The 25,172-nt window shown below is 68.3% G+C and carries 29 protein-coding genes and 1 pseudogene; 16 read left to right on the top strand and 14 right to left on the bottom strand.

Annotated features, from left to right (window positions below; genetic code table 11):
• Positions 1–326: 326 nt before the first annotated feature.
• Entirely contained in the window at positions 327–836 is a 510-nt protein-coding gene (locus KV102_RS19735) for an ImmA/IrrE family metallo-endopeptidase (RefSeq protein WP_220346288.1), read from the top strand.
• Between the two features lie 281 nt (positions 837–1,117).
• Here the strand turns inward: KV102_RS19735 and KV102_RS07630 are convergent, their stop codons facing one another.
• Positions 1,118–2,638, bottom strand: coding sequence for a P-loop ATPase, Sll1717 family (locus KV102_RS07630; RefSeq protein WP_220345799.1), 1,521 nt, complete (start codon positions 2,636–2,638; stop codon positions 1,118–1,120).
• 253 nt (positions 2,639–2,891) lie between these two features.
• Here KV102_RS07630 and KV102_RS07625 point away from each other — a divergent pair, with 253 nt between their 5' ends.
• Complete coding sequence (locus KV102_RS07625; protein WP_220345798.1) at positions 2,892–3,293, top strand: hypothetical protein; 402 nt, start codon at positions 2,892–2,894, stop codon at positions 3,291–3,293.
• A gap of 217 nt (positions 3,294–3,510) precedes the next feature.
• Complete coding sequence (locus tag KV102_RS07620) at positions 3,511–4,164, top strand: Type 1 glutamine amidotransferase-like domain-containing protein (RefSeq protein ID WP_220345797.1); 654 nt, start codon at positions 3,511–3,513, stop codon at positions 4,162–4,164.
• Between the two features lie 34 nt (positions 4,165–4,198).
• Here the strand turns inward: KV102_RS07620 and KV102_RS07615 are convergent, their stop codons facing one another.
• A complete protein-coding gene (locus KV102_RS07615) occupies positions 4,199–4,615 on the bottom strand; it encodes a hypothetical protein (protein ID WP_220343013.1) in 417 nt (138 codons plus the stop codon).
• 312 nt (positions 4,616–4,927) lie between these two features.
• Complete coding sequence (locus tag KV102_RS07610) at positions 4,928–5,386, bottom strand: hypothetical protein (protein ID WP_220345796.1); 459 nt, start codon at positions 5,384–5,386, stop codon at positions 4,928–4,930.
• A gap of 70 nt (positions 5,387–5,456) precedes the next feature.
• On the opposite strand from KV102_RS07610, the gene KV102_RS07605 reads away from it, so the two are divergent.
• Positions 5,457–6,050 (top strand): sugar O-acetyltransferase, encoded by a 594-nt coding sequence (locus KV102_RS07605; RefSeq protein WP_255560579.1) that lies wholly within the window; start codon positions 5,457–5,459, stop codon positions 6,048–6,050.
• A gap of 90 nt (positions 6,051–6,140) precedes the next feature.
• Here KV102_RS07605 and KV102_RS07600 read toward each other — a convergent pair whose 3' ends face one another.
• Positions 6,141–6,803 (bottom strand): response regulator transcription factor, encoded by a 663-nt coding sequence (locus tag KV102_RS07600; RefSeq protein ID WP_220345794.1) that lies wholly within the window; start codon positions 6,801–6,803, stop codon positions 6,141–6,143.
• Positions 6,804–6,906: 103 nt separating this feature from the next.
• On the opposite strand from KV102_RS07600, the gene KV102_RS07595 reads away from it, so the two are divergent.
• Positions 6,907–7,185, top strand: coding sequence for a GlsB/YeaQ/YmgE family stress response membrane protein (locus KV102_RS07595; RefSeq protein WP_139084769.1), 279 nt, complete (start codon positions 6,907–6,909; stop codon positions 7,183–7,185).
• An 81-nt stretch (positions 7,186–7,266) separates the two neighbouring features.
• Here the strand turns inward: KV102_RS07595 and KV102_RS07590 are convergent, their stop codons facing one another.
• From KV102_RS07590 to KV102_RS07565, 7 genes and pseudogenes are all read right to left on the bottom strand, one after another.
• Positions 7,267–7,503: a ribbon-helix-helix domain-containing protein gene (locus tag KV102_RS07590; protein ID WP_220345793.1), complete on the bottom strand. Its 237-nt coding sequence runs from the start codon at positions 7,501–7,503 to the stop codon at positions 7,267–7,269.
• A gap of 118 nt (positions 7,504–7,621) precedes the next feature.
• Entirely contained in the window at positions 7,622–8,257 is a 636-nt protein-coding gene (locus KV102_RS19050; RefSeq protein WP_308290257.1) for a phospholipid scramblase-related protein, read from the bottom strand.
• A 111-nt stretch (positions 8,258–8,368) separates the two neighbouring features.
• Positions 8,369–8,482, bottom strand: a pseudogene (locus KV102_RS19730) (DUF2510 domain-containing protein); the annotation flags it as partial.
• A 166-nt stretch (positions 8,483–8,648) separates the two neighbouring features.
• Complete coding sequence (locus tag KV102_RS07580; protein ID WP_220345791.1) at positions 8,649–10,748, bottom strand: iron ABC transporter permease; 2,100 nt, start codon at positions 10,746–10,748, stop codon at positions 8,649–8,651.
• Positions 10,749–10,770: 22 nt separating this feature from the next.
• Positions 10,771–11,763, bottom strand: coding sequence for an iron-siderophore ABC transporter substrate-binding protein (locus tag KV102_RS07575; RefSeq protein WP_220345790.1), 993 nt, complete (start codon positions 11,761–11,763; stop codon positions 10,771–10,773).
• Positions 11,764–11,795: 32 nt separating this feature from the next.
• The gene (locus KV102_RS07570) at positions 11,796–12,629 is read right to left on the bottom strand and encodes an ABC transporter ATP-binding protein (protein ID WP_220345789.1); all 834 of its coding nucleotides are present in this window, start codon (positions 12,627–12,629) and stop codon (positions 11,796–11,798) included.
• Between the two features lie 67 nt (positions 12,630–12,696).
• Positions 12,697–13,728, bottom strand: a complete 1,032-nt coding sequence (locus tag KV102_RS07565) for a beta-propeller fold lactonase family protein (RefSeq protein WP_255560793.1) — start codon at positions 13,726–13,728, stop codon at positions 12,697–12,699.
• A 154-nt stretch (positions 13,729–13,882) separates the two neighbouring features.
• Here KV102_RS07565 and KV102_RS07560 point away from each other — a divergent pair, with 154 nt between their 5' ends.
• Positions 13,883–14,446 carry a dihydrofolate reductase family protein gene (locus tag KV102_RS07560; protein WP_220345787.1) on the top strand — a complete coding sequence of 188 codons (564 nt, stop codon included), beginning with the start codon at positions 13,883–13,885 and terminating at the stop codon, positions 14,444–14,446.
• 9 nt (positions 14,447–14,455) lie between these two features.
• Here KV102_RS07560 and KV102_RS07555 read toward each other — a convergent pair whose 3' ends face one another.
• Both KV102_RS07555 and KV102_RS07550 read right to left on the bottom strand, forming a co-directional pair.
• Positions 14,456–15,322 carry an alpha/beta fold hydrolase gene (locus tag KV102_RS07555; RefSeq protein ID WP_220345786.1) on the bottom strand — a complete coding sequence of 289 codons (867 nt, stop codon included), beginning with the start codon at positions 15,320–15,322 and terminating at the stop codon, positions 14,456–14,458.
• A 43-nt stretch (positions 15,323–15,365) separates the two neighbouring features.
• The gene (locus tag KV102_RS07550; RefSeq protein WP_220345785.1) at positions 15,366–16,214 is read right to left on the bottom strand and encodes an alpha/beta fold hydrolase; all 849 of its coding nucleotides are present in this window, start codon (positions 16,212–16,214) and stop codon (positions 15,366–15,368) included.
• A gap of 58 nt (positions 16,215–16,272) precedes the next feature.
• On the opposite strand from KV102_RS07550, the gene KV102_RS07545 reads away from it, so the two are divergent.
• The 8 genes from KV102_RS07545 to KV102_RS07510 are packed head-to-tail and all read left to right on the top strand — an operon-like array spanning position 16,273 to position 20,531.
• Positions 16,273–16,743: a MarR family winged helix-turn-helix transcriptional regulator gene (locus KV102_RS07545; protein WP_220345784.1), complete on the top strand. Its 471-nt coding sequence runs from the start codon at positions 16,273–16,275 to the stop codon at positions 16,741–16,743.
• A 39-nt stretch (positions 16,744–16,782) separates the two neighbouring features.
• Positions 16,783–17,127 (top strand): TfoX/Sxy family protein, encoded by a 345-nt coding sequence (locus KV102_RS07540; RefSeq protein WP_220342994.1) that lies wholly within the window; start codon positions 16,783–16,785, stop codon positions 17,125–17,127.
• A gap of 57 nt (positions 17,128–17,184) precedes the next feature.
• Complete coding sequence (locus KV102_RS07535) at positions 17,185–17,826, top strand: hypothetical protein (RefSeq protein ID WP_220342993.1); 642 nt, start codon at positions 17,185–17,187, stop codon at positions 17,824–17,826.
• A complete protein-coding gene (locus tag KV102_RS07530) occupies positions 17,823–19,052 on the top strand; it encodes a PrsW family intramembrane metalloprotease (protein ID WP_220345783.1) in 1,230 nt (409 codons plus the stop codon). Before KV102_RS07535 ends, KV102_RS07530 begins: the two co-directional genes overlap by 4 nt.
• A 4-nt stretch (positions 19,053–19,056) precedes the next feature.
• Positions 19,057–19,419, top strand: coding sequence for a VOC family protein (locus KV102_RS07525; protein ID WP_220345782.1), 363 nt, complete (start codon positions 19,057–19,059; stop codon positions 19,417–19,419).
• A gap of 43 nt (positions 19,420–19,462) precedes the next feature.
• A complete protein-coding gene (locus tag KV102_RS07520) occupies positions 19,463–19,948 on the top strand; it encodes an SRPBCC domain-containing protein (protein WP_220345781.1) in 486 nt (161 codons plus the stop codon).
• A gap of 56 nt (positions 19,949–20,004) precedes the next feature.
• Positions 20,005–20,208: an antitoxin MazE-like protein gene (locus KV102_RS07515; protein WP_220345780.1), complete on the top strand. Its 204-nt coding sequence runs from the start codon at positions 20,005–20,007 to the stop codon at positions 20,206–20,208.
• The gene (locus tag KV102_RS07510) at positions 20,205–20,531 is read left to right on the top strand and encodes a type II toxin-antitoxin system PemK/MazF family toxin (protein WP_220345779.1); all 327 of its coding nucleotides are present in this window, start codon (positions 20,205–20,207) and stop codon (positions 20,529–20,531) included. The genes KV102_RS07515 and KV102_RS07510 overlap by 4 nt, the downstream gene beginning before the upstream one ends.
• A 10-nt stretch (positions 20,532–20,541) precedes the next feature.
• Here KV102_RS07510 and KV102_RS07505 read toward each other — a convergent pair whose 3' ends face one another.
• Positions 20,542–22,092 carry a PucR family transcriptional regulator gene (locus KV102_RS07505; protein WP_220345778.1) on the bottom strand — a complete coding sequence of 517 codons (1,551 nt, stop codon included), beginning with the start codon at positions 22,090–22,092 and terminating at the stop codon, positions 20,542–20,544.
• 115 nt (positions 22,093–22,207) lie between these two features.
• On the opposite strand from KV102_RS07505, the gene KV102_RS07500 reads away from it, so the two are divergent.
• Positions 22,208–23,725 (top strand): APC family permease, encoded by a 1,518-nt coding sequence (locus KV102_RS07500; RefSeq protein WP_308290256.1) that lies wholly within the window; start codon positions 22,208–22,210, stop codon positions 23,723–23,725.
• Complete coding sequence (locus KV102_RS07495; protein ID WP_220345777.1) at positions 23,725–25,170, top strand: gamma-aminobutyraldehyde dehydrogenase; 1,446 nt, start codon at positions 23,725–23,727, stop codon at positions 25,168–25,170. Before KV102_RS07500 ends, KV102_RS07495 begins: the two co-directional genes overlap by 1 nt.
• Positions 25,171–25,172: the final 2 nt, after the last annotated feature.

Below are 25,172 nucleotides of genomic sequence, written 5' to 3'. Positions count from 1 at the left end.
ACCACCTGGCTGTGAGTCTTCCGCCTTCCGATGCTTTCCAGTTCCGTGCGTCGCCATGACTCGCCACGAGAGACGAGGCGACCGCGCGCAGTCTATCTGGCCATCGAACTATCAGATTTGGATTGAAGCGACTTATCGATCACCAGCGCCAGCAGTCCCGGAACTTCAGGACCTGATCGAACTCCGACGACAAACTTTGGCCTGAACAGGCAGCGGAAGCCCTCCGCGGAGCCTGGGGACTCGGTGTCGCGCCGATGAAGAACCTGATGCGACTCATCGAGGCCAAGGGGGCGAAGGTGTACTAGGCGGGCGGCCCTCCCCAAGCTATAGATGCATTCCTATTCCGGTATACGGCCACGCCAGTCTTCTTCCTGAATGTCCACAAGTCGGCGCCACGTCTGCCGGACTTGGCGCACGAACTTGGCCACCTCGTCATACACCGCGGGCGCCTGTACGTCGAGTCCGGCAAGGATAAGGAGCAAGCCGCAAAACGATTTCGCGAGTTCGTCCTAATACCGCGAGTCGACGTGACCGAGGCCATCCGTGGCAACACCTCATGGTTAGGACGTGCTGATGCTCAAGCGTCACCGGCGAGTCAGTGCCATGGCGCTCAACTACGTGCGCACCGACCCGGCGTGATCTCCGACTGGACATACAGCACTCTCCCCAAGCAGCTTTCGGCGAGGGAAGCCGGGCTCAGATCTACGCGCGGAGACTCGAATCTGCTCACGCAGGTCCTTGGCGATTGGCGTGATCGAGGCCAGGCTTCACTGACATCGCGCGGCAGCTCACCGTTCGCTCACAGGACGTCCAAAACCTCACGTTGGGCATCGTGACGTTTGCGGTTCAGGGCGACAATGCGGGTGCGTGCGCGGCGCCGCCGAAAGGATAGCGAGGTCTCTCGCGCCTGTAGTCAACCTCACTCCCGGCGCTCGTCGCGGGTGGCGCGTATCCTCGGCAGGTCACGGCGTCGTTGGGTCGACCGCGTGATTATGCGGAGCACCAGCGGCGCCTGCCGGGACTCGCCATCCGTCAGGTCGCGACCCCTCGAACCCGTCAGCGACTTAGCGCATCGAGGCCGCCGCCCCCACGCAGCCGCCTCACGGACGGTCCCGGATCAGTCCTCGTCCTCTGACTCGGGCGTTCCACCAGTGGCGCTGGCGAACGCTCGGCCTTGCGTGATGTTCAGTCCTGACCGGTAGAGCATTGGGATTTTGTACGTACTACCAGTCTGCTCGATGAATCCAAGTGTCTGTAGAACTTTGACGCCGTCTGTTGCGTGGCTGCCGAAGACCCCAGCAAGACTCTCCGTGTTATGTTCGGCCTTGCCGTCGCGGAAGAGCTCGATCAACTTCGCATTATCGCCGGCCTCCGCTAGGAGCGTGTCCTCAACGCGCTGCTTGCTGAGGGCGTCGAGGCCCCGCTTGAGCGATTCACCGGTTATAAGCGGTGTGCCGGGTGAATAGGTGCGTGCGTCTCGGTCTTCGGCGCGCAACTGCGAGTCCTGTGCCTTCAGCACCAGGTCGATCAGGTTTCGCGGCGGGCGCACGTAGTTTCCATCGCGAACCCGGGACATGATCCACTTCCAAGTCTTCGGCTTCCGGTCCCCCTGATCCACCTGGTCCGGGAAGACGATATCGAAGACGGCGTTCGCGTCACCATCACCGATGCCAAGGAGTTTAACGAACTCATCTGACTCCGTGATCCGACGGTAGAGAAGTGCGTAGAGATCTTCCTCATCCCACACGATCTCGATTCGACGCGCATTGATGTGCGTGAGGTTGACAAAGCCACCCTCAATCATGCGCGCGAATAGGTCGCGGCGAACGAACAACTTGACTCGAACGTTCGAGAACTCAAGCATCTCGAGGTAGGTACGGAAGAGGGCACGAAGCGCGGGGCGCTCGTGTTCGGGCTTACCTTGAAAGGCCTCGTCAAGTCGGTCCATCACGAGCCAAAGTTTGAGGTCCGCCTCCTCGAGAGCATCATTCAGAAGGCGAAGCGCGTCATCGTGACGCACCCGGCCCTGTTCGACCTTGATCGCGGGGTCATCGTCGAACTCGACACGATGAGTGATGATCGGCATGCCGTCCTGCGAGAACGTGACCGACTGTTCGGCCGCCCTGGGACGAAGAAACTTCTTGACGACCTCGACCAGTTGCCCAAACACGGACCTGGCCGAATCGTCAGTTGACCGCAAGCCTACTCCTTGGAGCAACTTGTCTAGGCGGTCCATACTGGGCGTGAAGTCACCCTCGTGCACCCCGAGCAACCAGTTGCCTGCCAGGGACAAGTAGTAAGCCTTCCAGACCCCGATGTACTGGCCTTCATCGAGCGTATCGGCCTCCAGGATCCGTTGAAATATCGGTGTTCCTTGCGGATTGAAGGCTGGAATAACCTCAACCTTCGCCAACTCGGGGATCTTGGCGTACCGCTCCTTGAGGATGCGGTACAACGCCGTCTTGCCCGTGCCCTTATCTCCAGCGACAATGTCGCCCCTGTCTTCTATGAGTTGACGGAATGTCGCCGTCTCCACGAAGTAGCGCTCAAGGTCTGCGTCGTGCTCCGCGACGGACGAGCCGACGTCGAGGCTCGACAGCAACTTCTTGACCGGGAGGTGGCCACCACTGTCACTCATGGGGGGAGGATATTCGCTCCAGTGCCTAGCCGGAAGCGAACTCGCAGATGTCGGACGTGAAATCTCCAGCGACTGCTAGCCCGTGGCCTGATCGACGCTGGCTCTGGGTTACGGACCAGCTACCAACCGGTCCGTCGCGAAACCACCCTGCGCCGACAACCCGGACCGTCACGGTGCCTGTGAGATGGGCGGCCGAGCAACGGGAAGGAACTTTCTCGATCTCACGACCCGCCAGGATGACATCATCCTGACCATGGGTCAGTCACTGTTGGATGCGCTCGTCGAGGAAGAACTCGGCTCCGTTGTCTTTGTCGGGGACTATCTACAGCTCGACTTTTCCCATGCCGTGTTCACGGCGTACGTCTGGCCAATCGTGACAGTCGGCCGCCGAGTGCTCCACTTCGGCGACCCGGGTTATCGCGATGGGCTGTGCGCGTTCATCGGTCATGAAGTTGCAGGAGTCAAGGAGTCGCCTGAAACGGGGCTTGTGATCGAATTTGGACTGGGTGAAATCGTCACCAGCCCGCGATCAGCTGAGCTGGACGGACCAGAGATCGCTCTGCTCCATCTTCATGAAGACTCGTTTCGGGATAAGGCGTGGGACGTTTGGCGAGTGGGTGAGACCCCATTCGAAGCCCTCGCTGCCAGCGAGTAGAACCAGCCTGGGAGAGTTGCCCGCTCGCAATCGTGTCCAACTGGCGATGTCTCGATCACACTTCGCTGGCGGTTCCGGCTACTCGACCGGCTACACGGATTCGACCGAAGTAGGTCGCCACGACGATGATTTCCCCTCGGGGGTCAAGTCGGTTCTTGCATGCACCCGATCTCCGGACTTTTAGGGAAGCCGTGAGAGCTATGCACAGGAGGCGCGCGTGAAGCTCCTGCTCACCTCCGCGGGCGTCACGAACCCGAGCATCCGCGACGCGCTGGTCGATCTGCTGGGCAAGCCGATCGCCGACGCCAACGCCCTCTGCATCCCCACGGCGACCTACGCCATGGGCGGGCCGCCCTCGGCGTGGCGCTTCATCACCGGTCGGACGCCGCTGCCAATGTGCGGGCTGGGCTGGAAGTCGCTGGGCGTCCTCGAGCTGACCGCGCTGCCCAGCGTCGGCGAAGAGCGGTGGCTGCCCTGGGTGCGGGAGGCGGACGTCATCCTCGCGGGCGGCGGAGACGCGAGCTACCTGTCCCACTGGATGCGGCAATCCGGTCTGGCGGATGTCATGCCGTCGCTGCGGGACACCGTCTGGGTAGGGCTGAGCGCGGGGAGCATGGCGTTGACGCCACGCATCGGTGCGCAATTCGTCGAGTGGGAGTCCGCACCCGACGACCGCACGCTGGGGGTCGTCGACTTCTCAATCTTCCCGCACCTCGGCATGGAGCCGGACAACACCATGGCCTGCGCCGAGAGATGGGCGATCGAGATCGCGGGTCCGGCGTACGCGATCGACGACCAGACCGCCATCAAGGTGACCGGCGGCACCGTCGACGTCGTCTCCGAGGGGCAGTGGAGGCAGCTCGCCTCGTAGCCGCGCCGACGGAGATCGACGTTGTGTCAGACCGTCAGTCCGGTTCGGGTCCCAGCTCGTCCAGGACGTTGCCTGCACCGTCGGTCACGACCCAGCGCCCGAAGCCCTCGGGGTGCTGGCGCGCCAGCTCATCCATCTCCAGATCGTCGGGGTCGATCGGGAGCTCTGACGTCGCTGACGGCACAAGCTCGTACGTCCCGTAGACGCGAAAAGGCATGTCGGCCGGCGCCTCCACGATCATCCGGTGGACATCATGGGCGGCGGCGTCGAAGTTGCCCCAGATGCTGCTTGCGAAGTCTTCCCACTCGTCGGGACGCATGACGATCTCGACACGCCGCGCAACGCCGTCGACCTCGTACGACATCTGGATCCGTCCAGGAGCGGTCTCGACTGCGGTTCCCCAGGTGTTGAGGTACTCGAGGAGACGTTCCCAGAGGCGCTCGTATGTCATCCGCACATGATGGCGGCGGATGCACGTGTGTGCGAGAGGTTAAGGGCGTCTCGATACCCCCGCCCATCACGATTGGGCTGGTGACTGCCATGGGGAGTCGAGCCTGGTGAACGTCGACCGAAGAACTACGTGGGTAATGTCTCCGTCGCCATGACGCTGTCCTCGTCGAGCTCGCGGACTCTCAGCGAGCCGTCGTTGGCTGCACCCATCACAGCCACGACCCGGGTGCCACGGCTCACCATACGTCCGGATCTTTCGTAAGGACGGCGGTGCGGCCACGCCGTATCGCCGTCTCAATCCGTTCTCGGGTTGTTAGCCGACCGAGAAGGTATAGACGTACACCTGGGAGGAAGGCACGTATTTCGTCCACTCGAAGTACTCGACTTCACCCTTCGGGCATGCCTTGTTGCTGTAGTACGTTCTGTCATTGGCGATGGCCTTGACCTGGATGCATTTGCCGTCGGCCTTGGTGTCCTTCAGCCACCCAGCCACGGTGACGTAGCCGTACGTGTCGCAGCTGATGGTGTAGTGCGACTGGCCGCCGCCGATGGATACGTCCCGGGTGTTCCAGCAGGTGTCTGCAGCACTCGGTGAGGCCCCGACTACACCCGCCGCTGCCACGAGCCCTGCTGTCGCCAGACCGGCCTTCAATCGCTTCTTCATGGATCCCCCTGCATTGCTGTCCACGTTGAAATTGCTCCACAGCGTGCGCGGCGCCACGTATCGGCACAAGACCATTTGAGTAGGGTCGAAGACCCAGACCGGCGACACCGACTAACTCGTCGTGCGAAGCCTGTCAGCCCTACGTGCGAGCATCGACCGCATGTTCGACGAGCGACGCATGCCAACCAGCACGCCTGCCTCCCGCGCCTTCGCGGAGCGCGTCCAGGTCGTCATGGAGCTCACCTCGCGACTCAACGTCCTCCCACACAACGACCTCGACACCCGAAACGCCCTGCTCGGCGAGATCTTCGGGCGGCCGCTGCCCGCCTCCGTCACGATCTACCCGCCGTTCTTCTGCGGCTACGGCCTGGGCGCGACGTTCGGCAAGCGTGTCTTCATCAACCAGGGCTGCCACTTCCTCGACCTCGGTGGGATCACGCTCGGCGACCGCGTCCTCGTCGGACCGAACGTCACCCTCACCACCGGCGGGCACCCCGTCGAGGTCACCGAGCGGTTCGACTTCCTCACCCACGCGCCGATCGTCGTCGAGGACGACGTGTGGATCGGGGCGTCCGCGACCATCGCTCCCGGCGTGACGATCGGGCGCGGCTCCGTCGTCGGCGCCGGCACGGTCGTCGCCAAGGACGTGCCTGCGATGACTGTCGTGACCAGCGCCGGTCACGTCGTACGCCGGAGCCTCAGGTCACCGACTCAAGGTATCGACGACGCAGCGATCCGGGCCCGCCGACCGATCGAGGAGAAAACCCCATGAGCCCGCTGCCCAGTAGCGGACCACTCGGCGGTCGATGACCTGTCCCGTGACGCGGCTGGTGATTCCGCGCCTGCGTGACGGCGGACGCGGTCAGGGACCGCCTCGCCAGTGCTCGATGCGGCGCTTGTCGGGCAAGAAGCCGTGGTCCACACCCCAGAGAACTGCTTGGGTCCGGCTCTCGACGTCGATCTTGCGGTAGAGCCCGCGGATGTAGGACTTCACGGTGTTGGGACTGAGGTACGTCAAGGCTGCGACCTCAGCGTTGTTCTTGCCCTGGGTGATGAGGGCGAGGATCTCCGCCTCTCGATCGGTCAGGCCTTCGCCGCGCCCGGGCCAGTCACCGCGCTGGGTGCGGACCTTGGGCGCTGGAGGGCTGACCACGATCTCGCCCGCGTGCACGGACTCGAGGGCGGTGACGAGCTCTCGGGCCGTGAGCGCCTTGGACAGATAGCCGTGCACTCCAAGATCTCGGGCTGCCCCGAGGAGGTCCGGGTGGAAGCTCCACGTATAGACCACGACTCGCCGGGCACGTGGGTTGTCGATGAGGGCCTTGATCTCCTCGCGATCGGACTCCGGCTGGGCGAACGAGTCGTACAGCGCGATGTCGACGCCGTCCTCGACAGACATGTTCGTGTCCAGCTCGGCGACCACGACGCGGTCGCGGTACGGCTCGAGCATGTTGGCTACCCCCATGACGACGACGTCGTAGTCGTCCACCAGGGCGACCTGGATGGGGCGGCCTCCATTGCTCATGACTCGACGCTAACCCACCTAGGGGTGTGCCACACCCCTCCTAGGGGTGGTTGCGTAGTGGGCAGAGGGCGCAACAGTCGGCCTCTCGAAGAAAGGGAGACTCATGCTCGGACTCATCATCACCATCCTCATCGTCGGCGCCATCGCCGGCTTCGTTGCCCGACTCCTCGTGCCCGGTCGTCAAGACCTCTCCATCGTCGCGACCATCGTGCTCGGCATCATCGGCTCGTTCATCGGCGGCATGCTCGGCTACCTGTTGTTCCACAAGGACGCCGACGACGGCTTCTTCCAGCCGGCGGGCATCATCGGCTCGATCATCGGCGCCGTCATCGCTCTGCTGATCTGGCAGTGGTCGAAGCGCCGCAACTCCTCCCACGCCTGATCGACCGACCAGTGCGGGCCGGGGCCAACGGGGGTGTGGTCCCGGCCCGTTCAGGGATCTGTCTCCCGATCCTGCCGACTGTCAGTCGAGATCGTCCATCGACGCGTCGCCGGCGAACTCTGCACGTCCGTCCATCTCGGCGTCTTCCCGCGGAGCAGCAAGGATCGCGGCATCACGCTCAGCGAGCTTGCGGCGCTGCTCCCGCTTGAGCGCCTGCGCCACCACTGCGGATCGACTCGACGCCTCACCCCGCCGTACGAGGTCGTCGACGAAGTGCACGACCTCATCGTCCAGACGCACTGTGATCGACGTGCTCATCCCAGAACGGTAGTCCGCTGGGCCTCCGAACGATCCCGAATCTTCGGGCACCTGCCCGCGCCTAGCCGTAGGACAGCGAAGTCCTTCGTCGATCACGCGATGGACTCGTTTGCTCCGCCTAGCTTTGGTGGTAGGTAGCGTCGATGACGAGCACCGCCGCGATGGTCAGTGATCGGAGCGGATCAACCATCGGCCCTGGAATGCTGACGATGTAGTTGTCACCTTTCGTGAACATCTCCTTGGCCAACCCGGCACGTGTCTTGCTGATCTGGGCGACGACAGAACCGCTCCCGTCCTGGACGTTGAACTCCCTCTGGCGATTCCGCTGGCGGCTTCGATCTTCCGCGTACACGCCACCGATCGGGGTGTTGTCGGCCCCTTCGAGTTTGAAGGCACGGTCAATGTGGCCCAAGCTCACGGAAGGAACGAGGCGCCCGATCTTGGCGCCCGTCGGGCCCGCTACGACAACCTTGGAGCTGACGAACGAAGCGTCACGCCGCAGGTCGAGGAGGGTTCGGCCACCCATGTCGATGATCTGGAGTCGGCTCGACATCCGCTTTCCTCGAACAGCAGCGAGTTGGCGCCCGTCCTGGTCGTAGACCGCGTACTCGGCACGCAGTTCGACGATTTTCCCCTTCTGGTTGATCACCAGAACGGGCTCATCAAACAGCGCTGAGTCAGCAACTCCGTCCGAACCGACGATGCCAAGTTTCCGGACCTGCTGCTGAACCTTCTTGGTCGTCTGGGTGCTCACGGCCGGCTGGGTCGCCGCAGTCGGCACGGCTGGGCGTACGGGGGCAGATGGGGAAAGGGCTGGCATGTGTTGAACCGCGGCCGGTGGCGCCGAACCTGCAGGTGGATCGATCCATTGACGCCCGTTCGACGCCACATGCTCGGTCCATCGTTCGCCATTCCAATGGCGATGCTGGAATCGTCGAAACGGGTCGAGATACCAACCGGCAGGTGGCAGTTGCGACATGGGGGGTGCCTTCCAGGATCCGTGAGCGTGAACCTACTGAACCTGGTGGGCCATTTTGGGGAAACGCGAGATTCGCTCCCGCCCGTCAGGTCGGAAGCGTTCGACACGGTGGCGTGGTCTCGCCCTCCGCTGGCGCTCCGGGCTACTCGACCAACCAGGGCCGCGGCTACACCTTGCGCCGGCTCTTGTGCAGCAGCCAGAAGAAGTACGGCGCCCCCACCAGCGCAGCCAACAACCCCGCAGGCAGCTGCGTCGGCGCCGCCACCGTCCGGCCGAGCAGGTCCGCCAGCACCAGCAAGATCGCGCCCAGCAGCGCCGCCACCGGGATCACCCGCAGGTGCCGCCGCCCGACCAGCGACCGCGCCGCGTGGGGAGCCACCAGCCCCACGAACGCCACCAGCCCGATCGCTGCCACCGCCGTCGCCGTCAGCAGCACCGCGCACGTCAGCAGCGCAAACCGCGCCGGCCCCGGCCGTACGCCCAGGACCCGAGGCGTGTCCTCGTCGATCGACAGCAGGTCCAGATAGCGGTAGCCCACCATCACCGCAGGCACCAGCACCACGATCGCGATCATCAACGGCACCAGGTGCTCGTACGACCGCCCGTACGTCGAGCCACCCAGCCACGTCAGCGCCTTCGACGCGTTCCACGGATCGGTCGTCACGATCAGCAGCGAGACGATCGCCTTCGCGGCGAACGACACCCCGACGCCGACCAGCACCAGCCGGTCCGTCGCAAAGCCACCGCGCGCCGCCAACCCGAACACGATCGCCGCCGCCACGAGCGCACCCACGCCCGACGCGCCCGCGAGCGCCCAGAACGACGCCAGGGGCACCAGCGTCACCACGACGACCGCACCCACCGACGCACCACCGGCGACGCCGATGATCGTCGGGTCGGCCAAAGGGTTGCGCGTGACGCCCTGGATCGCCGTCCCCGCCACCGCCAGGGCGACACCGGCCAGCAGTGCCGCGACGACACGGGGCACCCGTGCGCCCATCACGTTCGTCACGATCGGGCCGGCGTTGCCGGTCGCCCAGTTGACGAGGTCACCGAGCAGGAACGTCCGGTCGCCGATCAGCACCGCGGCGACGCACAGCGCGAACAGCACCACCGAGAGCACGGCGACCAGCACCCACGGATGCTTCGCCCCGAGCCCCCGGACGTCGAGCGCGTTGGACGCGTCATCGAGGCGCGACGCACGCAGCCGGTACGCGAACCACACGAGCACCAACGCACCCAGCAGCGACGTCACGACACCGGTCGGCACCTCGACCGCCCGCTGCGCGCCGACCACCGCCCGGATCAGCACGTCCGCGGCGAGCACGATCACCACACCCGCCAGCCCGGAGACCAGCACGAGCACCCGATGCCGGTGCAGGCCCGGCACCACCGGCGCGGCCAACCGTACGAGGGCAGGTGCCGCGAGCCCGACGAAGCCGATCGGCCCCGTCAGCGTCACCGCCGCCGCGGACAGCACGACCGCGAGGACGAGGACGACGAGCTGCGTCTGCCGTACGGGGACGCCCAGCGATCGTGCCGCGTCGTCTCCGAGCACCATCACGTCGAGGCGCCGCGCATAGAACATGAGCACCGCCAGGCACGCGAGCACCACCGGAGCCATCAGCCGCACGGCGTCGAAGCCGTTCTGGCTCACGACTCCCGACTCCCACGCCTGGATGCCGCGGGCCTCCATCGGGTTGAGGATGATCAGCGTCGTCGCGACCGACATCAGCACCATCGCGACGACGGTGCCGGCGAGCACCAGGCGTACGGTCCCGTAGTCGGTGCCCGCCAGCCCGAACACGACCGCCGCCGCGGCCATCCCACCGAGGAACGCAAGCACCAGGTCCCCAAGCAGGATCCCGGGCAGGCCCACCGTCGCCGCGGCCGTCAACGCGAGGTAGGCGCCGGCGTTGACGGCGAGCGTGTCGGGTGAGGCGAGCATGTTGCGCGAGATCGACTGCATGACGCAGCCAGCCGCGCCGAGCGCGACGCCGACCACCGCCCCCGCCGCGACGCGTGGCAGCCGGGAGTCGACGATCACCGCCGACGCCTGCTCCGAGGCGCCGCCGGTCACCCACGCCCACAGATCGCCGAACCCGACCGTCGCGGTCCCCTGAACGACGTGCACGGCCGCGAGTGCGACGGCGAGCACGACCAGACCGACGACCACGAGGACGAGCCTCAGGGACGCCTTCGGCTCGGCGTCGAGCGTCGGGAGGTCAGGGGAGTCCGCGGCGGCGGGCTCGGCGGTGAGCGTCATGTCGAGGGGTGGGTACGGGAGGTCAGGAGCTCTGGACGGTCTCGACGACGGCGTCGAGGAAGTCGCTCATCGACGCGGGTCCGCCGAACATCCAGATGGCGTCCGGGAGACGTGTCACGTTGCCGGCCTTGACGAACGGCAGACCGGTCCAGACCTTGTTCTCTCCGAGCGCCTCCGTGTACGGGTCGGCCTCGCCCTCGTTGCCGATGTACCAGTAGAGCGTGTCGGCCGGGAGCTTCGTCAGACCCTCGACGTCGGTGGTCCCGAGGCCGTAGGCGGGGTCACCCTCGATGCCCGGGATCTTGGTCCACGGGTTGGCGAAGCCGAGCTCCTTGAGGAGCGCGCCGAGCTGCGAGCCGTCGAGGTACGGACGGACCGAGACCGCGCCGCCGGCCTCGTACGCATCGCTGAACGCGACCGGCTTGCCCGCGAGACCGGCCTCGTCGACCGCCTTCTTGGTCTCGTCGAGCTTCTTGTCGAAGTCTTCCTTGAGCTTCTTCGCCTCGTCCTCGGTGCCGGTGGCCTGCGCGACGAGGTCGACGTTCTTCCACATCTGGCCGAGCGGATCCTTCGCGTCGCCGCCCGGGACGACGATGACGGGGGTCGTCTTCTCGATCTGCTCGATCGCGTCGCCGACGAGCTGGTCGGTGACGAAGACGGCGTCGAGGTCGAGGCTGGCGAGGGTGTCGAGGCTCGGCTCGCCGCGCGTGCCGATGTCGGTCGCGTCGTCATCGAGCTCGACGGACTTGTCCCAGGTCTTGAAGCCCTTGATGTCGGACACCGCGGTCGGCTGGACGCCCAGCGAGATGAGGTACTCGACGGTGTTCCACTCGGTGGAGGCCACCTTCTTGGCGGGGCCGTCGAGCGTGACCTTCTTGCCGCGCGAGTCGGTGATGGTGATCTTCTCGCCGCCGTCCGACGAGGCGTCGGCGTCGTCCTCGGTGGTGCCGCAGGCGCCGAGCGCGAGGGTGAGGGCTGCCGCGGACGCGACGAGCAGGGTACGGGTGGGCTTCACGGCCTGGGTTCTCCTTCGATGGGGGTACGCCGTCAGAGGGTGACGGCGATGGTGGGACGAGCGTGGTGGCGCGCACGGGCGCGGGTACGGAGGTGGCCGTCGTGAGGGTCGACGTGCACGTCGACGGTGACCCCGTACGCGGGTGAGAGCAGCTCGGTCGTGAGCACTTCCTGCGGGGTGCCGACCGCGGTGACCCTGCCCTCGACGAGCAGCACGACCTCGTCGGCGACCGCGGCCGCCTGGTCGAGGTCGTGCAGGACGATGCCGACGGCGATGCCGTGCTCGTCGGCGAGGTCGCGGACGATGTCGAGGAGCTCGACCTGATAGCGGAGGTCGAGGTACGTCGTGGGCTCGTCGAGCAGCAGCACCGGGGTGTCCTGCGCGAGGCAGCTCGCGAGCCAGACGCGCTGCGCCTGTCCACCCGAGAGGGTGTCGACCCCGCGCCCGGCGAGCTCGGTGACGCCGGTCATCTCCATCGCGCGCTCGACGATCGCGTGCCCGTCGGGATCGCCGCCGCCCCACCGTGAACGGTGCGGGTGACGGCCGTACGCGACGACCTCCCGCACGGTCACGCCGCCGGGAGCCGAGCGCGACTGCGAGAGGAGCGTGAGACGGGTGGCGAGCTCCTTGGCCTTGAGGTCCGTGACGGACTCGCCCTCGCACAGCGTGATCTGGCCGGCGGACGCCTTGTGCAGGTGGGCGAGCGTCCGCAGGAGCGTCGACTTGCCGCTGCCGTTCGGACCGATCAGCGCGGTGACGCGGCCGGGGACGAGAGCGATGCTCACGTCGTCGACCACGACGGCCGAGCCGTACGCCGCGCAGACGCCGTCAGCGGTCAGCTCGGGTGCGCGCGGGTTGGTGTCCACCTAACAAAGGTAAGGCATACCTATGTAACAAGGGAATCCCAGGCTGTGATCTCCATCCGCCGAGTCTCTAAGCCGGGCGCACCGCGATCCAGGTCGGCGCCGGGGTCGCGAGCCGGCCCGTGGGTGCACCGAGCTGCCCTGCGACCCCGAACTCGTACGAGGCGATCGCAGCGGAGCGCTCGCCGACGACGAGGACGTAGCCGCCGACCACGGCGAAGTGGCGTGGCCAGCTGACCCCTGCAGGCGTCTCGGCGACACGAACGAGCGATGCGGATCCGGTGTCGAACACCGCCAGCGAGTCCGGCCCGCGATTGGAGACGACGACGTGGGCGCCCTCACCGGTCGTGGCGATCTGTGCGGGATAGGTGGTCTCGTGACTGGCCGTCGTCCGGACCTCGGAGATCACCTCGGCGACGGTCTCGTCGGCGACCCCGTCGGAGTCGCCTCGCTTCTCGAGGTTCAGGTGCAGCAGCGTCGCCGACAGCTCCCCGATCACGAGCACCCCGGCCCGGCCCGGGTGGGAGACGACCTGGCGGGGGCCGGTTCCCGGAGGCAGCACCCAGGCGTGTCGTCGCTCCAACCGGCCGTCGCGGGTGATCGCCAGCGAGGTGAGCCGGTCCGTACCGAGGTCGACACAGAGCACGTTCTCACCGGCGACGTCCACAGCGACCATGTGCGGGTGCGGGGCATCCTGCCGTTCGGGGTGTGGACCCGAACCAGTCATCTGCACGCGGTCGACCGTCGCCTGCGGTCGTCCGTCCGGCGCGAGCGCGACGAGGGAGACGGTGCCGCCGAGGTAGTCGGCCGTCAGCAGCCATCGGCCGTCGCGGGTTACGGCGGCATGACACGGCGTTGCGCCGGTCGGGGCCGTCCCGATGACCTCCATCGCGCCGGACTCCGCCACGGTCACGGCGGTGATACCGCCCGCGAGCGTCTCGTTCGTGGCGTAGGCGACCGGCAGTCTCGGGTGCCAGACGACACACGAGGGTGACTCCATCGCGAGCGCTCCGCATGGCTCGATTGCCCCGTCAGCGTGAACCCGCGCCGAGCGGATCCCCGGCTCCCCGTCGGTGGTGGAGCACCCGATAAGCGCAAGCATCGTCGTCACGCGGGGACCTTACAGTCAGCTCCGCCGATCGATGAGAAAACCTCGGGCCACGGTGTCGAAAAGGTGCTGCCCCGTTCGGCGTAGAGGCGAGAACCGCCCCGGCACTAGGGTCGTGGCGGTCGCAACCCGATCACTGGAGGACACCATGCGCACCCTCATCGTCACCGCTTTCGTCTCCGCCGACGGCGTCATGGAGGGCCCAGGCGGCGAGCCCGACTACCGCAACTCCGGCTGGACGTTCAAGGACGTCGAGTTCGACGAGGCCGCGTACGAGATCAAGGATCGCGAGCAGAAGGAGGCCGGGGCGATGCTGATGGGCCGCCGGTCGTACGAGGCGTTCGCGCCGGTGTGGCCGACGATGGAGGAGTTCAAGGAATACAACGAGATGCCGCGCTACGTCGTCTCGACCACCCTCGAGTCCGACGACGACCGTTGGCCCGCGACGATCCTGCGCTCGCTCGACGACGTCGCCGCGCTCAAGGAGACCGAGGGCGGACCGATCCTCGTCCACGGCAGTGCGGAGCTCGGCCACAACCTCGCCGACGCAGGGCTGGTCGACCGATACCACCTGCTGGTGTTCCCGCTGCTGCTCGGCGCCGGCAAGCGCCTGTGGAGCGAGGCCGACAAGGACACGACCAAGCTCACGCTCGTCGAGCACGAGGCGTACCCGAACGGCATCCAGAAGCAGGTCTTCGACGTCGTGAAGTGACCTCCGCGGTCACGTCTCGTCGAGCACCTCGCGCAGCCGTACGGCAAACGCCTCCGGGTCGCCCTGCTGGCCGAACTCCCCTCCGAGGAACCCGCCGTGGCCGCCAGGGAAGACCACCGGCTCCTGACCGAAGGCCCCGGCCACGGCGGCGGTCGTACGGTCGGTGAGCAGTCCCGCCGAGTCGGCGCCGACCGCCAGCACGATGCGGGTCGGCGCCGCGAGGACGGCGTCGACGTCGGGCTCGTACGCGGTGATCGCGTCCGAGACGCCGGACAGCAGCGGATCGTCGCGCGACCCGTCGTCCTCCGACGGCAGGCCAAAAGCGGACGGATCGGGCGGCGGGGCAGCGGCGAACTCGTCGGTGAGCTCCCCCTTCCACGAGGAGAGGGCGATGAACGACGCCATGCCGTGCCCCCACCCCTTCTCGTGATAGATCCCGTGCGTCGCCTTCTCGGCGGCGAAGGCACGATCGGCGTCGGGGAGCAGGGCCAGCATCGGCGGCTCGTGTGCCACCAGGGTCGCGACGTCGTCGGGGTAGGCGGCCACGAGCGCCAAGGCGCTCACGGCGCCGCCGCTGCTCGCGAAGAGGTCGACCGGAGCGATGCCGAGCTCGGCGATGATCCGGTGCATGTCCTCGGCGTTCTGCTCCGGCGTGTGCGCGGTCGAGTGGTCGTGCCGGGTGCTGCGGCCGAGGCCACGAGGGTCGTACGTGATGACGGTGCGATCGCCGAAGCCGGTCGCGAGCGACGTGAACCCCTCGGCGGTCATCGGGGCGGCGACGAGCATCAGCGCCGGCCGATCGGTGGGCGGAAGGGGCCCGAGTACGTCGTAGGCGAGCGTGGCAGCGGGTGTGGTCAGGCTTCTGGTGTCGGTCATGGTGGGCAGACCTGGACGGCCACCCGGGAACTCATCGGTCGGGTCAGAGCCCGCCCGCCGCGAGGAAGTCATCGAGGACGCGGTTGAAGCGCTCCGGCCGCTCGAGGTTGGGGTAGTGCGCCGCGTCCTCGATCATCACCAGCTCTCCGTGCGGCACCGACGCGACGAGGCGCTCGGCCATCCGGCGGTGATCGTCAGCGTCCTCGGCACCGGCGATCGCGAGCACCGGTACGGAGATGCCCGACAGCCGTGACCACGTATCGGTCACCCCGGTCGGCCTCGCGGGCGGGACCGCGACGCCGTGCTCGTCGACGACGACCTGCTCGGCGAGGGTGTGGCTCGCCATCGCCTCCACGGCGTCCCACACGGCGGGGTCGACGTCCGCGCGGGTACGGCGCGGGCCGGGCACGAACGCCATGAACGCCGCCAGCCAGGCCTCCGCGTCACCGGCGGCAGCGGCACGCTCCCACTGCGCGAAGACGTCGAGCGCCCAGGCGTCCTCGAACATCGGCTCGCTCGTCCCGACGCCGCCGGCGACGACCCCGGCGACGCGGTCGGGGTGCTCGAGTGCGGTGTCGACGGCGGTCGCACCCCCCATCGAGATCCCGGCGAGGACAGCACGCTCGATCCCGAGCGCATCGAGGAGAGCGACCACGTCGTCGCAGAGCCTCGCCTCGGTCGCGTTCGAGGACCAGCCGTGACCGCGGGCGTCGGGCGCGAGGACGCGCCGCTCGGGGAACGCGTCGAGCTGTGGTCCCCACATCCGGTGGTCGACCGCCCCTCCGTGCAGGAAGACGAGCGGCGTGGCGCCCGTGCCAGGGTCCCGGTCGACGAACGCGACCCGCTGGTCAATGAGGGAGAGGTGCCGAAGATCGTCCGTACGAGCCAGCATGACAACCAAGGTGTCATACGCCTGCGGCTTTGACAACCCAGGTGTCATCATGGGGAACGTGACCGCCACCCCGTTGGACCCCGACCGTCTCGCAGCCCGGCTCGCGGAGGTCTATCTCGTCGTCGGCCCCCTCTCTCGCAAGGTCCTCCGGATCGTCGAGCAGAGCCAGCCCGTGATGGGCATGTCCGTCGGAGTCCGCGCCGTCCTCGACCAGCTCCACCGAGAGGGCGCCCGCACCGTGCCGCAGATGGCGCGCACGCAGGACCTCAGCCGTCAGTTCGTGCAGCGCATGGTCAACGACGCCTCCACGCTCGGATGGGTCGAGGCCGTCGACAACCCGGCCCACCGGCGCTCCTCGCTCATCCGGATCACTCCCGACGGCGAACGCGCGATCGCCGCCGTCGTCGCCCGCGAGCACGAGCTCATGGGCCGCGTCCCCGGCGACCTCACCGACACCGACGTCGACACCACGCTGCGGGTGCTCCGCGTGATGCTCGCTGGGCTGGAGGACGTCGAGGCACAGTCTTAACCCTCGCTTTCTGTCCGGACGTCGGCGCACACTGGCCTCATGTCGTACGACGACGAGCTGGCCGAGCGCATCCGCGACGTGTCGCTGGCGATCGCCTCGGGCGAGGACTTACTCCGCGAGCAGCGGATGTTCGGTGGGCTGGCGTTCCTCGTCGCCGGCAAGATGGCGGTCGCGGCGAGCGGGCGCGGCGGTCTGATGGTGCGGGTCGACCCCGAGGACGTCGGCGCGCTGCAGGCTGCCGACGGCGTCGAGCCGATGATGATGCGGGGACGCGAGCTGCGCGGGTGGCTCCACGTCAGCAGCGACGCCGTCCGCGACGACGCCGCGCTGGCGGAGTGGGTGACGCGCGGCGTCTCATACGCGCGGTCGCTCCCCGCGACGTAGTCTGCAACCCACCAGCACGACCGCACCGCGGGCCGCTGGTCCCGCGACGGGGGGATCATGGCGATCTCGCGCACCGGCTTCTCGCGCCACCGGGTCCCGGCCGAGCACCGGCTCCTCGGGCTCGACCGGAGGACCTTCGTGTACGCCGTCCCGGCGGTCGTCGTCTATCTGCTCTGGGCGTGGCTCGTCCCGTGGATCGACAACCAGGTCCCGTCGGACGACCCGATCCGTGCCGGTGACGTCCTCCAGGTCACCGACCGCGTCACCATGACCCCGTCACCGGGTTGGGGCCTCGTCAGCGGTCTCCGCACGAGCGACAAGCCGCGCGACGGCACGGTGGCGATGGACCAGACCATCCTCACCAAGGACGGCATCTCCTTCGAGGTGACGCAGGGTCCGTTCAAGGGCTCGACCCGCAGACTGCTGCGGCAGATCGACCGGATCAGCACCACGACCGGCGACCCCGCCGGGTTCTCGGTCACCGGCAGCCCTCGACCGCTCACGACCGACTCGGGGCTGCGCGGCCTCGTCGAGGGCTTCGAGTCCCAGCGCAACGTCGGGGTCAGTGCCGCCTTCGTCGTCGACGACACCGGGATCGAGGTCCAGGTCGTCGGCGCCCCTGAGGCGATGAAGCAGAGGAGCTCCGACATCGAAGACATGCTCCGGAGCTTCACCGACACCCGGCGGGACGACTCGTGACCGCGACCGCGATGCCCGTCCCCGCGCCCGACGGGGACGGGGTGCTCGCCCGCCGCCGCGACGCGATCATGGTGTCCGGCTGGGGCGCGCCGTACCGGTTCGTCCAGCCGCACAACGCCTGCTTCTGGGTCTATCTCCTCCTCGTCGGCCTCGGGCTCTGGAAGTTCGTGACCCTGTCCCTGCCGACGGCCGAGATCTTCGCCGACGCCAACACCGTCGCGATCGTCAGCTCCGGCCTGTTCGCCATCGTCTTCCTGCTGTTCCTGCACTCGTTCGACCGGTACGAGAAGACGCCCGGCCGGCTGGCCCTCACGGCGTTCGTCGCGGGCGGCTTCGCCGCGCCCTGGGCGTTCGCGCTGCCCGGCAACGCAGCCCTCATGGACCTGTACGGCAAGCTCTTCGGCCAGACCTTCGCCGAGGACTGGCAGGCAGGTCTGACGGCTCCCTTCGTCGAGGAGACGTCCAAGGCGGTCTTCTTCGTGCTGCTCCTTGGGCTCGCGCCGGTGGTGATCCGCACGGTGTACGACGGGTTGATGGTCGGCGCGTACATCGGTCTCGGCTTCCAGATCCTGGAAGACGTGCTGTACGGCCAGAACGCGGCGATGTCGCACTTCGGCACGGATCAGACGTCGACCGTGCTGGAGACGTTCGTGGTCCGCGCGATCACCGGCATCCCGTCGCACGCCCTCTACACCGCGCTCTTCAGTGCCGGGCTGATCTACGTCATCGGCACGGTCGCCCAGCCGCGGCGCGTGGGGCGCGGGTTGGCCCTCATCGCGACCGCGATGCTGCTGCACGGCCTCTGGGACTCGATGGCAGCGCTCGTGGGCCCGTTCGGGGCTGCCGCGGCCGGCGCGATGATGCTCGGCCTGACCGTCGCCGCCCTGGTCGCGCTGGCGGTCGCGATCCACCTCGGTGGGACACGCGAGCGCGGATACCTCCGGGCGATCCTCCAGCCCGAGGTCGTCGACGGCACGATCACCGCGGCTGAGCTCGACGCGGTGGCGGGCGGTCGCAGGCAGCGCCGCCGCGCTCGACGCGCCGCACTCCGGTCACGGCCGAAGGGTGTGAGCCGACGGCGGGAGAAGCACGTCATGAACGCGACCCTCGACCTCGCGCACGACCTCGCGTCCTCCAGCGGTGGCGAGAGTCGCGCCGTCGCGCACTCGCGGCGCGAGATCGCCCGGCTGAGAACGCCTCGGCGAGCTCCACGCGCTCTAGCCTGACCGGATGAGCCAGATCGACCTCTTCGCCGGGATCTGCGTCAGCGACCTCGACGCGGCGAAGGACTGGTACGCCCGTCTGCTCGGCACGGACGAGGTGTTCCGACCCAACGACACCGAGATCGTCTGGGAGCTCGCCGAGCACCGCTTCCTCTACGTCGAGCTCAAGCCCGAGCACGCCGGGCACGCCATGCAGACGCTGTTCTTCGACGACTTCGACGACTTCGACGCGTTCGTCGCCGGGGTGAGCGCACGCGGCATCGAGCCGGCCACTCGCGAGACATACGAGAACGGGGTCCGCAAGCACACCTACCGCGACCCCGACGGCAACGAGATCGGGATCGGTGGCGCGCCGGCAGAGGCGACCTAACAATCCGGGACTAGCTCGTCCGCCGTCGTGGTTGTGCCCCGTCATGACGACGCCCGCGCCCGCCGAGGTCCAGCACGACACCTTCACCGTGACGCTGGAGCTCGCGGTCCCACCGGAGCTCGTGTACGCCGCCTTCGCCGACCCCGCCGTACGAAGGCGATGGTTCCGGCTCCCGGGTCGCGACGCCACGTACGAGCACGACTTCCGCGTCGGCGGCGGCGAGTCCGCGCGGAGCACGTTCCGTGCCGTCGACGGCACGGCTGAGCGCCTCGCATACGACTCCCGGTTCGTCGACCTCGTGTCCGCGCAGCGGATCGTCCTCACCTACGAGACGCACGTGAACGACGTGCTGCGCTGGACGTCGCTCGTCACCGTCGCGCTGGCCCCGACCGACGAGGGCGCGCGTCTGCGCTGGACCGAGCAGGTCGCGTTCGTGACGCCGACCGGTGACGGCACCTACGACCTTCCCCACGTCCGCGGCGGGGTCCGGCTTCAGCTCAACGGCCTGGCGGGCGCGCTCGGACTCTGAGGACGTCCGTTGCGAGATCTTGAGCCGGTACCCGTGTTACATGTAACGTCGGTGACATGACTGTTCGTGACCGCGTTGCCGAGCACCGCCGGCGCATGCGCGAGCGCGGATACCGGCCGATCCAGGTGTGGGTTCCCGACGTGCGGACCGAGCAGTTCCGCGATGAGGCACACCGCCAGGCCGCCGCCGCCGCACGCGCCGACCGTCGAGACGACGACCAGGACTTCGTCGACGCCGTCTCCGACAGCTGGGACGAGTGAACCGCGGCGAGCTGTGGGCAGTCGCCGGCGGCACCTACGCGTCGAAGCCTCGGCCCGCCCTGATCCTTCAAGAGGATCTTTTCGACGCCACGGAGTCGGTCACCGTTGTTCCGCTGACCACGACGGTCGTGGATGCGCCGTTGATCCGGATCCCCGTTCCGTCGACACGAACGACAGGGATCGAACGACCGAGCTTCGCGATGGTCGACAAGATCACGACCGTACGGCGCACCAACGTCAGCGAGCGCATCGGGCGCCTCCCTGCCTCACTGCTGGTTGACATCGAGCGAGCGGCGTTGCTCTTCCTCGGCCTCGCGCGCTGACGTCAGGCCGTCAGCGCTCGCGCGCCAGGAGCCCGAGCAGGAGCGCCACCCGGTCCTCCGCGACGTCGAGCCGCGCGCCGGTCAGCTCCTCCACCCGCGTCATCCGGTGGCGGAGCGTGTGCCGGTGCACGCCGAGCGCACGCGATGCCGTCTCCCACGAGCCGTTGTGCCGCAGGAACACCTCGAGCGAGTCCAGCAGAACGCGCTCACGCTCCGTGCGGCTGTCGAGCAGCGGGGCCAGGGGCGATGCGGCCAGGGTCGCGACCCGTGCTCGTACGAGGTCGTCGGCCAGGATCGCCTCCAGCGTCAGCGTGCCGTACCAGCCGACCGGCTCGTGCGACGCCCGCGCCGACGCCGCGGCGTGCGCCGCCGCCGCCCGGCCAGCCGCGGCCCGCTCGGTCGGCAGCGCACCGCTGACGCCGACGACCACGTCGTGGCGGCCCGCACGGCCGAGCGCGTCCACGACAGCGTCGGCACCCGCTGCCGCGTCCCGGTCGTGGAGCAAGACCAGAACGCCGTCGGCGGAGTCGGTCTCGACGTGCGCCAGCGCCGCCGCTTCGAGAGCGTGGGCGACCAGGTCGCGCGGCGACGTGCGGCCAGTGCCCGCACTCGCGACCAGCATCCGTACGGGCTCGCCCGGCTCGAAGCCGAAGTGCCGGAGGTGCCGGACGATCGACGGAGCGACCACCTCGTCGTCGAGCAGCAGCTCGAGCACGGTCGCGCCGAGCCGGTGCCGCGCGTCCACGAGCTCGCGGGGTCGCTCACGCTGGAGGGTGAGCAGGGAGACCGCCTGGTTGAGAAGCAGCCGGTCGCCGACCGACAGGGCACCCGGGACCTCCACCGCGAGCCATCCGCTCGGGCGCTCGAGGCCGCCGAGCCGCTGGATCACGAGCGTGCCGGTGTCGGACACCACGGTGATGCTCGCGCGTCCGGGACGCGCGACGAGCGCGACCAGCTCGGTCGCGACGCGCTCACCCAGCTCCGGCGTCTCGCCGGCGGAAGCGACCGGGTGCTCCAGCTCGTCCAGCACGACGACCGCCGCGCGCAGCTCCCGAGCGACGGCCGTGACCAGACCGGCGACACCCTCGTCGAGCGTCGCGCGCGTCATCTGGCGCTGGAACCCGACCGCGCGGTGCATCACGGCGTTCTGCTGCTCCGCCCGGTGCGCGGCGACGGCCTGGGTGATCGCCACGAACGGTGTCGGCAGCGGGACCTCGATCAGCGGCATCACCGAGCGTCGGCACGCCTCACGCAACCCGGGAGGGATCGTGTCGAAACGGACGCCGATCCCGAACGCCACCCCCACCACACCGGCCGCCGCCAGCCGCTCGACGTACGCCTCCTGGCCCGCGTGGTCGCGTGGCATCCGCAGGCCGGTGGTGAGGACGAGCTCGCCGCCGCCCAGGAACGGCGTGGGGTCGACGAGCTCGATCGCGTGGGCCCATCCGAGCGAGACCGTCGGGACGGCTTCGGGCTCGACCAGGCGGAGCCCCAGGGCCTCCTGGGCGAGCAGCCACGCCAGCGTGACGCCGTACGGGTCCTCGGGCTGCGGGGTTGCCATGGACATAGTGTCCACCGCTCGTCGCCAAGGCACGCCACTTCGTCAGGATCCCTGCTGGACTCGTCGCTCCTAGCCTGCTTGACACCACCCCCGGCCCGTTCCCAGGGAGACTCCCGTGACGACCTCGCCGCTCGACTCGGACGACGCGCACCTCGCGTCGCTCGGATACACCTCCGACTTCAAGCGCGACATGAACCTGTGGGGCAACTTCGCCCTCGGCTTCACCTATCTCTCCCCGGTCGTCGGCGTCTATTCCCTCTTCGGGACCTCGCTCGCCAGCGGCGGACCGCCGATGATCTGGGCGATCGTGCTCGCCGCCCTCGGCCAGCTGCTGGTCGCCCTCGTCTTCAGCGAGGTGGTCGCGCAGTATCCCGTGGCCGGCGGTGTCTATCCGTGGGCCCGCCGCCTCTGGGGCCGTAAGTGGGCCTGGATGACCGGCTGGGTCTACATGATCGCGCTGACCGTGACCATCGCCGGCGTCTCGTACGGGGCGGGGCCGTTCGTCGCGATCGTCCTGGGGATCGACGAGACCACCACCGTCGTCGTGTGCTGCGCGATCGGCCTGATCCTGCTCACGACACTCCTGAACCTCGGCGGCACGAAGCTGCTCGCCAGGATCGCGTTCTTCGGCTTCGCCGCCGAGCTCGTGGGCGCTCTCGTCGTCGGCATCTGGGTCCTGCTCACCGAACGCCACCACAGCGTCGCCGCGTTGTTCGACACCTACGACGTGCAGGGCGACGGGTCGTACCTGCCGGCGTTCTTCGGCGCCGCGCTCATCGGCCTCTACCTCTTCTACGGCTTCGAGGCCTGCGGCGACGTCGCCGAGGAGGTGCGCGACCCGGGACGCCAGATCCCCAAGGCGATGCGGATGACGATCTATATCGGTGGCGCCGCGGCGTTCTTCATCACCTTCGCGCTCGTGCTGGGGGTGCCGAGCTTCGCCGCCGTGTTCGCCGGTGAGGACGAAGCCCTGGTGTCCACGGTGCTCGAGAACGCGTTCGGCTCCGTCGGCTTCCGGGTCGTGCTCGTGATCGTGCTGATCTCGTTCCTGTCCTGCGTGCTCAGCCTCCAGGCCGCGGCGAGCCGGATGATCTACGCCTACGCCCGCGACGACATGGTCCCCGGCAGCGGGCTGCTCAAGCGGTTCTGGCAGGCACGCCACGTCCCGCCGTTCGCCCTGATGCTCGCCGCACTGATCCCGGTCGTCATCATCCTCGGCTCGCAGGTCTCCGACGACGCGCTGGTGCGGATCATCTCGTTTGCGTCGTTCGGCATCTACCTCGCGTTCATGATGGTCGTCGCCGCCGCGCTGCGCGCCCGCCTGCGCGGGTGGAAGCCGTCCGGCGCGTTCACGCTCGGCGGCTGGGGGCTCCTGGTCACCGTCGCGGCGCTCGCCTATCAGCTGGGCGCGTCGCTCATCATGATCTGGCCCGGGGACGACCCCGACGTCCCGTGGTACGACACCTGGATCGTCGCGCTCGGTGCCGCGATCGTCCTCGGCGTCGGCCTCGTCTACATGCTCGTCGCCCGGCCGTACCGCCACTCCGACGCCGCCCACGGCGACGCCATCAACATCGTCACGCCTTACCCTGGCGACTCCAAGCCAGGGACCACCTCCACAGGAGCCCACTGATGACCGACACCGTCCACGTCCAGAACTTCGTCGACGGCCAGCTCGTCGACACCCGCGACGGCCGCCGTACCGACCTCGTCGACCCGAGCACCGGGGAGACGTACGGGGACGCGCCGCTGTCAGGGGAGGCCGACGTCGACCTGGCCTACGAGTCGGCGGCCAAGGCGTTCGACACCTGGCGTCGCACGACGCCCTCGGACCGCCAGCAGGCGCTCCTCAAGATCGCCGACGCCATCGAGTCGCGGGCTGAGGAGCTCGTCGAGGCGGAGAGCCGCAACACCGGCAAGGTCGTGCCGGTGACCATGGCGGAGGAGATCCCGCCGATGGTCGACCAGATCCGGTTCTTCGCCGGGGCCGCGCGCGTCCTCGAGGGGCGGGCCACCGCCGAGTACATGGCCGGCCACACGTCGTGGATCCGCCGTGAGCCCGTCGGGGTCGTCGGCCAGGTGGCGCCGTGGAACTACCCGATGATGATGGCCGTCTGGAAGTTCGCGCCGGCGCTCGCCGCGGGCAACACGGTCGTGCTCAAGCCGAGCGACACCACCCCCGTGTCGACGGTGATGATGGCCGAGATCGCGGCCGAGTTCCTGCCGCCGGGCACGCTCAACGTCGTCTGCGGCGACCGTACGACCGGGGCCGCGGTCGTCTCGCACCCGACGCCCGCGATGGTGTCGATCACCGGGTCGGTCGCCGCGGGCAAGCAGGTGGCGGAGGCAGCCGCGCACGACATCAAGCGCGTCCACCTCGAGCTCGGCGGCAAGGCGCCCGTCGTCGTCTTCGACGACGCCGACATCGAGGCCGCGGCCGAGGGGATCGCCACGGCCGGCTACTTCAACGCCGGCCAGGACTGCACCGCCGCCACCCGTGTGCTCGTGCACCCGCGGGTCCACGACGACTTCGTGGCCGCGCTCACCGAGCAGGCGAAGGCGGCCGCGACCTCGTACGAGAAGGGCCGTCACGACGAGGACGTCTGGGTGCCGCCGGTCAACAACGTCCACCAGCTCGAGCGCGTCCTCGGCTTCCTCTCGCGCGTCCCCGACCATGCGACCGTCACCGCGGGCGGGGGACGGCAGGGCGACCGCGGCTTCTTCGTCGAGCCCACGGTCATCGACGGGCTGCAGCAGGAGGACGAGCTGATCCAGCAGGAGATCTTCGGCCCCGTCATCACCGTCCAGACCTTCGAGCACGAGGACGAGGCGATCGCCAAGGCCAACGGCGTGCCTTACGCCCTCGCGTCGTCGGTGTGGACCAAGGACCTCGGACGCGGCCTGCGGATGTCCAACGCGCTCGACTTCGGCTGCGTCTGGATCAACACCCACATCCCGCTCGTCGCCGAGATGCCGCATGGTGGGTTCAAGCACTCCGGATACGGCAAGGACCTGTCGATGTACGGCCTCGAGGACTACACGCGGGTCAAGCACGTGATGGCCAACCTCGAAGGATGACA

Origin of the sequence: Mumia sp. zg.B53 (assembly GCF_019550935.1) — a bacterium.
GTDB lineage: Bacteria > Actinomycetota > Actinomycetes > Propionibacteriales > Nocardioidaceae > Mumia.
This window is presented reverse-complemented; position numbering and strand designations above follow the sequence as displayed.

Coding starts and splice junctions, on each gene's coding strand:
- KV102_RS07630 (WP_220345799.1), bottom strand. CDS start 2,638: ATGAGTGACAGTGGTGGCCACCTCCCGGTCAAGAAGTTGCTGTCGAGC.
- KV102_RS07580 (WP_220345791.1), bottom strand. CDS start 10,748: ATGACGCTCACCGCCGAGCCCGCCGCCGCGGACTCCCCTGACCTCCCG.
- KV102_RS07505 (WP_220345778.1), bottom strand. CDS start 22,092: ATGGCAACCCCGCAGCCCGAGGACCCGTACGGCGTCACGCTGGCGTGG.
- KV102_RS07535 (WP_220342993.1), top strand. CDS start 17,185: ATGGCGATCTCGCGCACCGGCTTCTCGCGCCACCGGGTCCCGGCCGAG.
- KV102_RS07595 (WP_139084769.1), top strand. CDS start 6,907: ATGCTCGGACTCATCATCACCATCCTCATCGTCGGCGCCATCGCCGGC.
- KV102_RS07600 (WP_220345794.1), bottom strand. CDS start 6,803: ATGAGCAATGGAGGCCGCCCCATCCAGGTCGCCCTGGTGGACGACTAC.
- KV102_RS07525 (WP_220345782.1), top strand. CDS start 19,057: ATGAGCCAGATCGACCTCTTCGCCGGGATCTGCGTCAGCGACCTCGAC.
- KV102_RS07565 (WP_255560793.1), bottom strand. CDS start 13,728: ATGCTTGCGCTTATCGGGTGCTCCACCACCGACGGGGAGCCGGGGATC.
- KV102_RS07625 (WP_220345798.1), top strand. CDS start 2,892: ATGGGTCAGTCACTGTTGGATGCGCTCGTCGAGGAAGAACTCGGCTCC.
- KV102_RS07495 (WP_220345777.1), top strand. CDS start 23,725: ATGACCGACACCGTCCACGTCCAGAACTTCGTCGACGGCCAGCTCGTC.
- KV102_RS07520 (WP_220345781.1), top strand. CDS start 19,463: ATGACGACGCCCGCGCCCGCCGAGGTCCAGCACGACACCTTCACCGTG.
- KV102_RS07560 (WP_220345787.1), top strand. CDS start 13,883: ATGCGCACCCTCATCGTCACCGCTTTCGTCTCCGCCGACGGCGTCATG.
- KV102_RS07555 (WP_220345786.1), bottom strand. CDS start 15,322: ATGACCGACACCAGAAGCCTGACCACACCCGCTGCCACGCTCGCCTAC.
- KV102_RS07605 (WP_255560579.1), top strand. CDS start 5,457: ATGCCAACCAGCACGCCTGCCTCCCGCGCCTTCGCGGAGCGCGTCCAG.
- KV102_RS07550 (WP_220345785.1), bottom strand. CDS start 16,214: ATGCTGGCTCGTACGGACGATCTTCGGCACCTCTCCCTCATTGACCAG.
- KV102_RS07590 (WP_220345793.1), bottom strand. CDS start 7,503: ATGAGCACGTCGATCACAGTGCGTCTGGACGATGAGGTCGTGCACTTC.
- KV102_RS07615 (WP_220343013.1), bottom strand. CDS start 4,615: ATGACATACGAGCGCCTCTGGGAACGTCTCCTCGAGTACCTCAACACC.
- KV102_RS07515 (WP_220345780.1), top strand. CDS start 20,005: ATGACTGTTCGTGACCGCGTTGCCGAGCACCGCCGGCGCATGCGCGAG.
- KV102_RS07540 (WP_220342994.1), top strand. CDS start 16,783: ATGTCGTACGACGACGAGCTGGCCGAGCGCATCCGCGACGTGTCGCTG.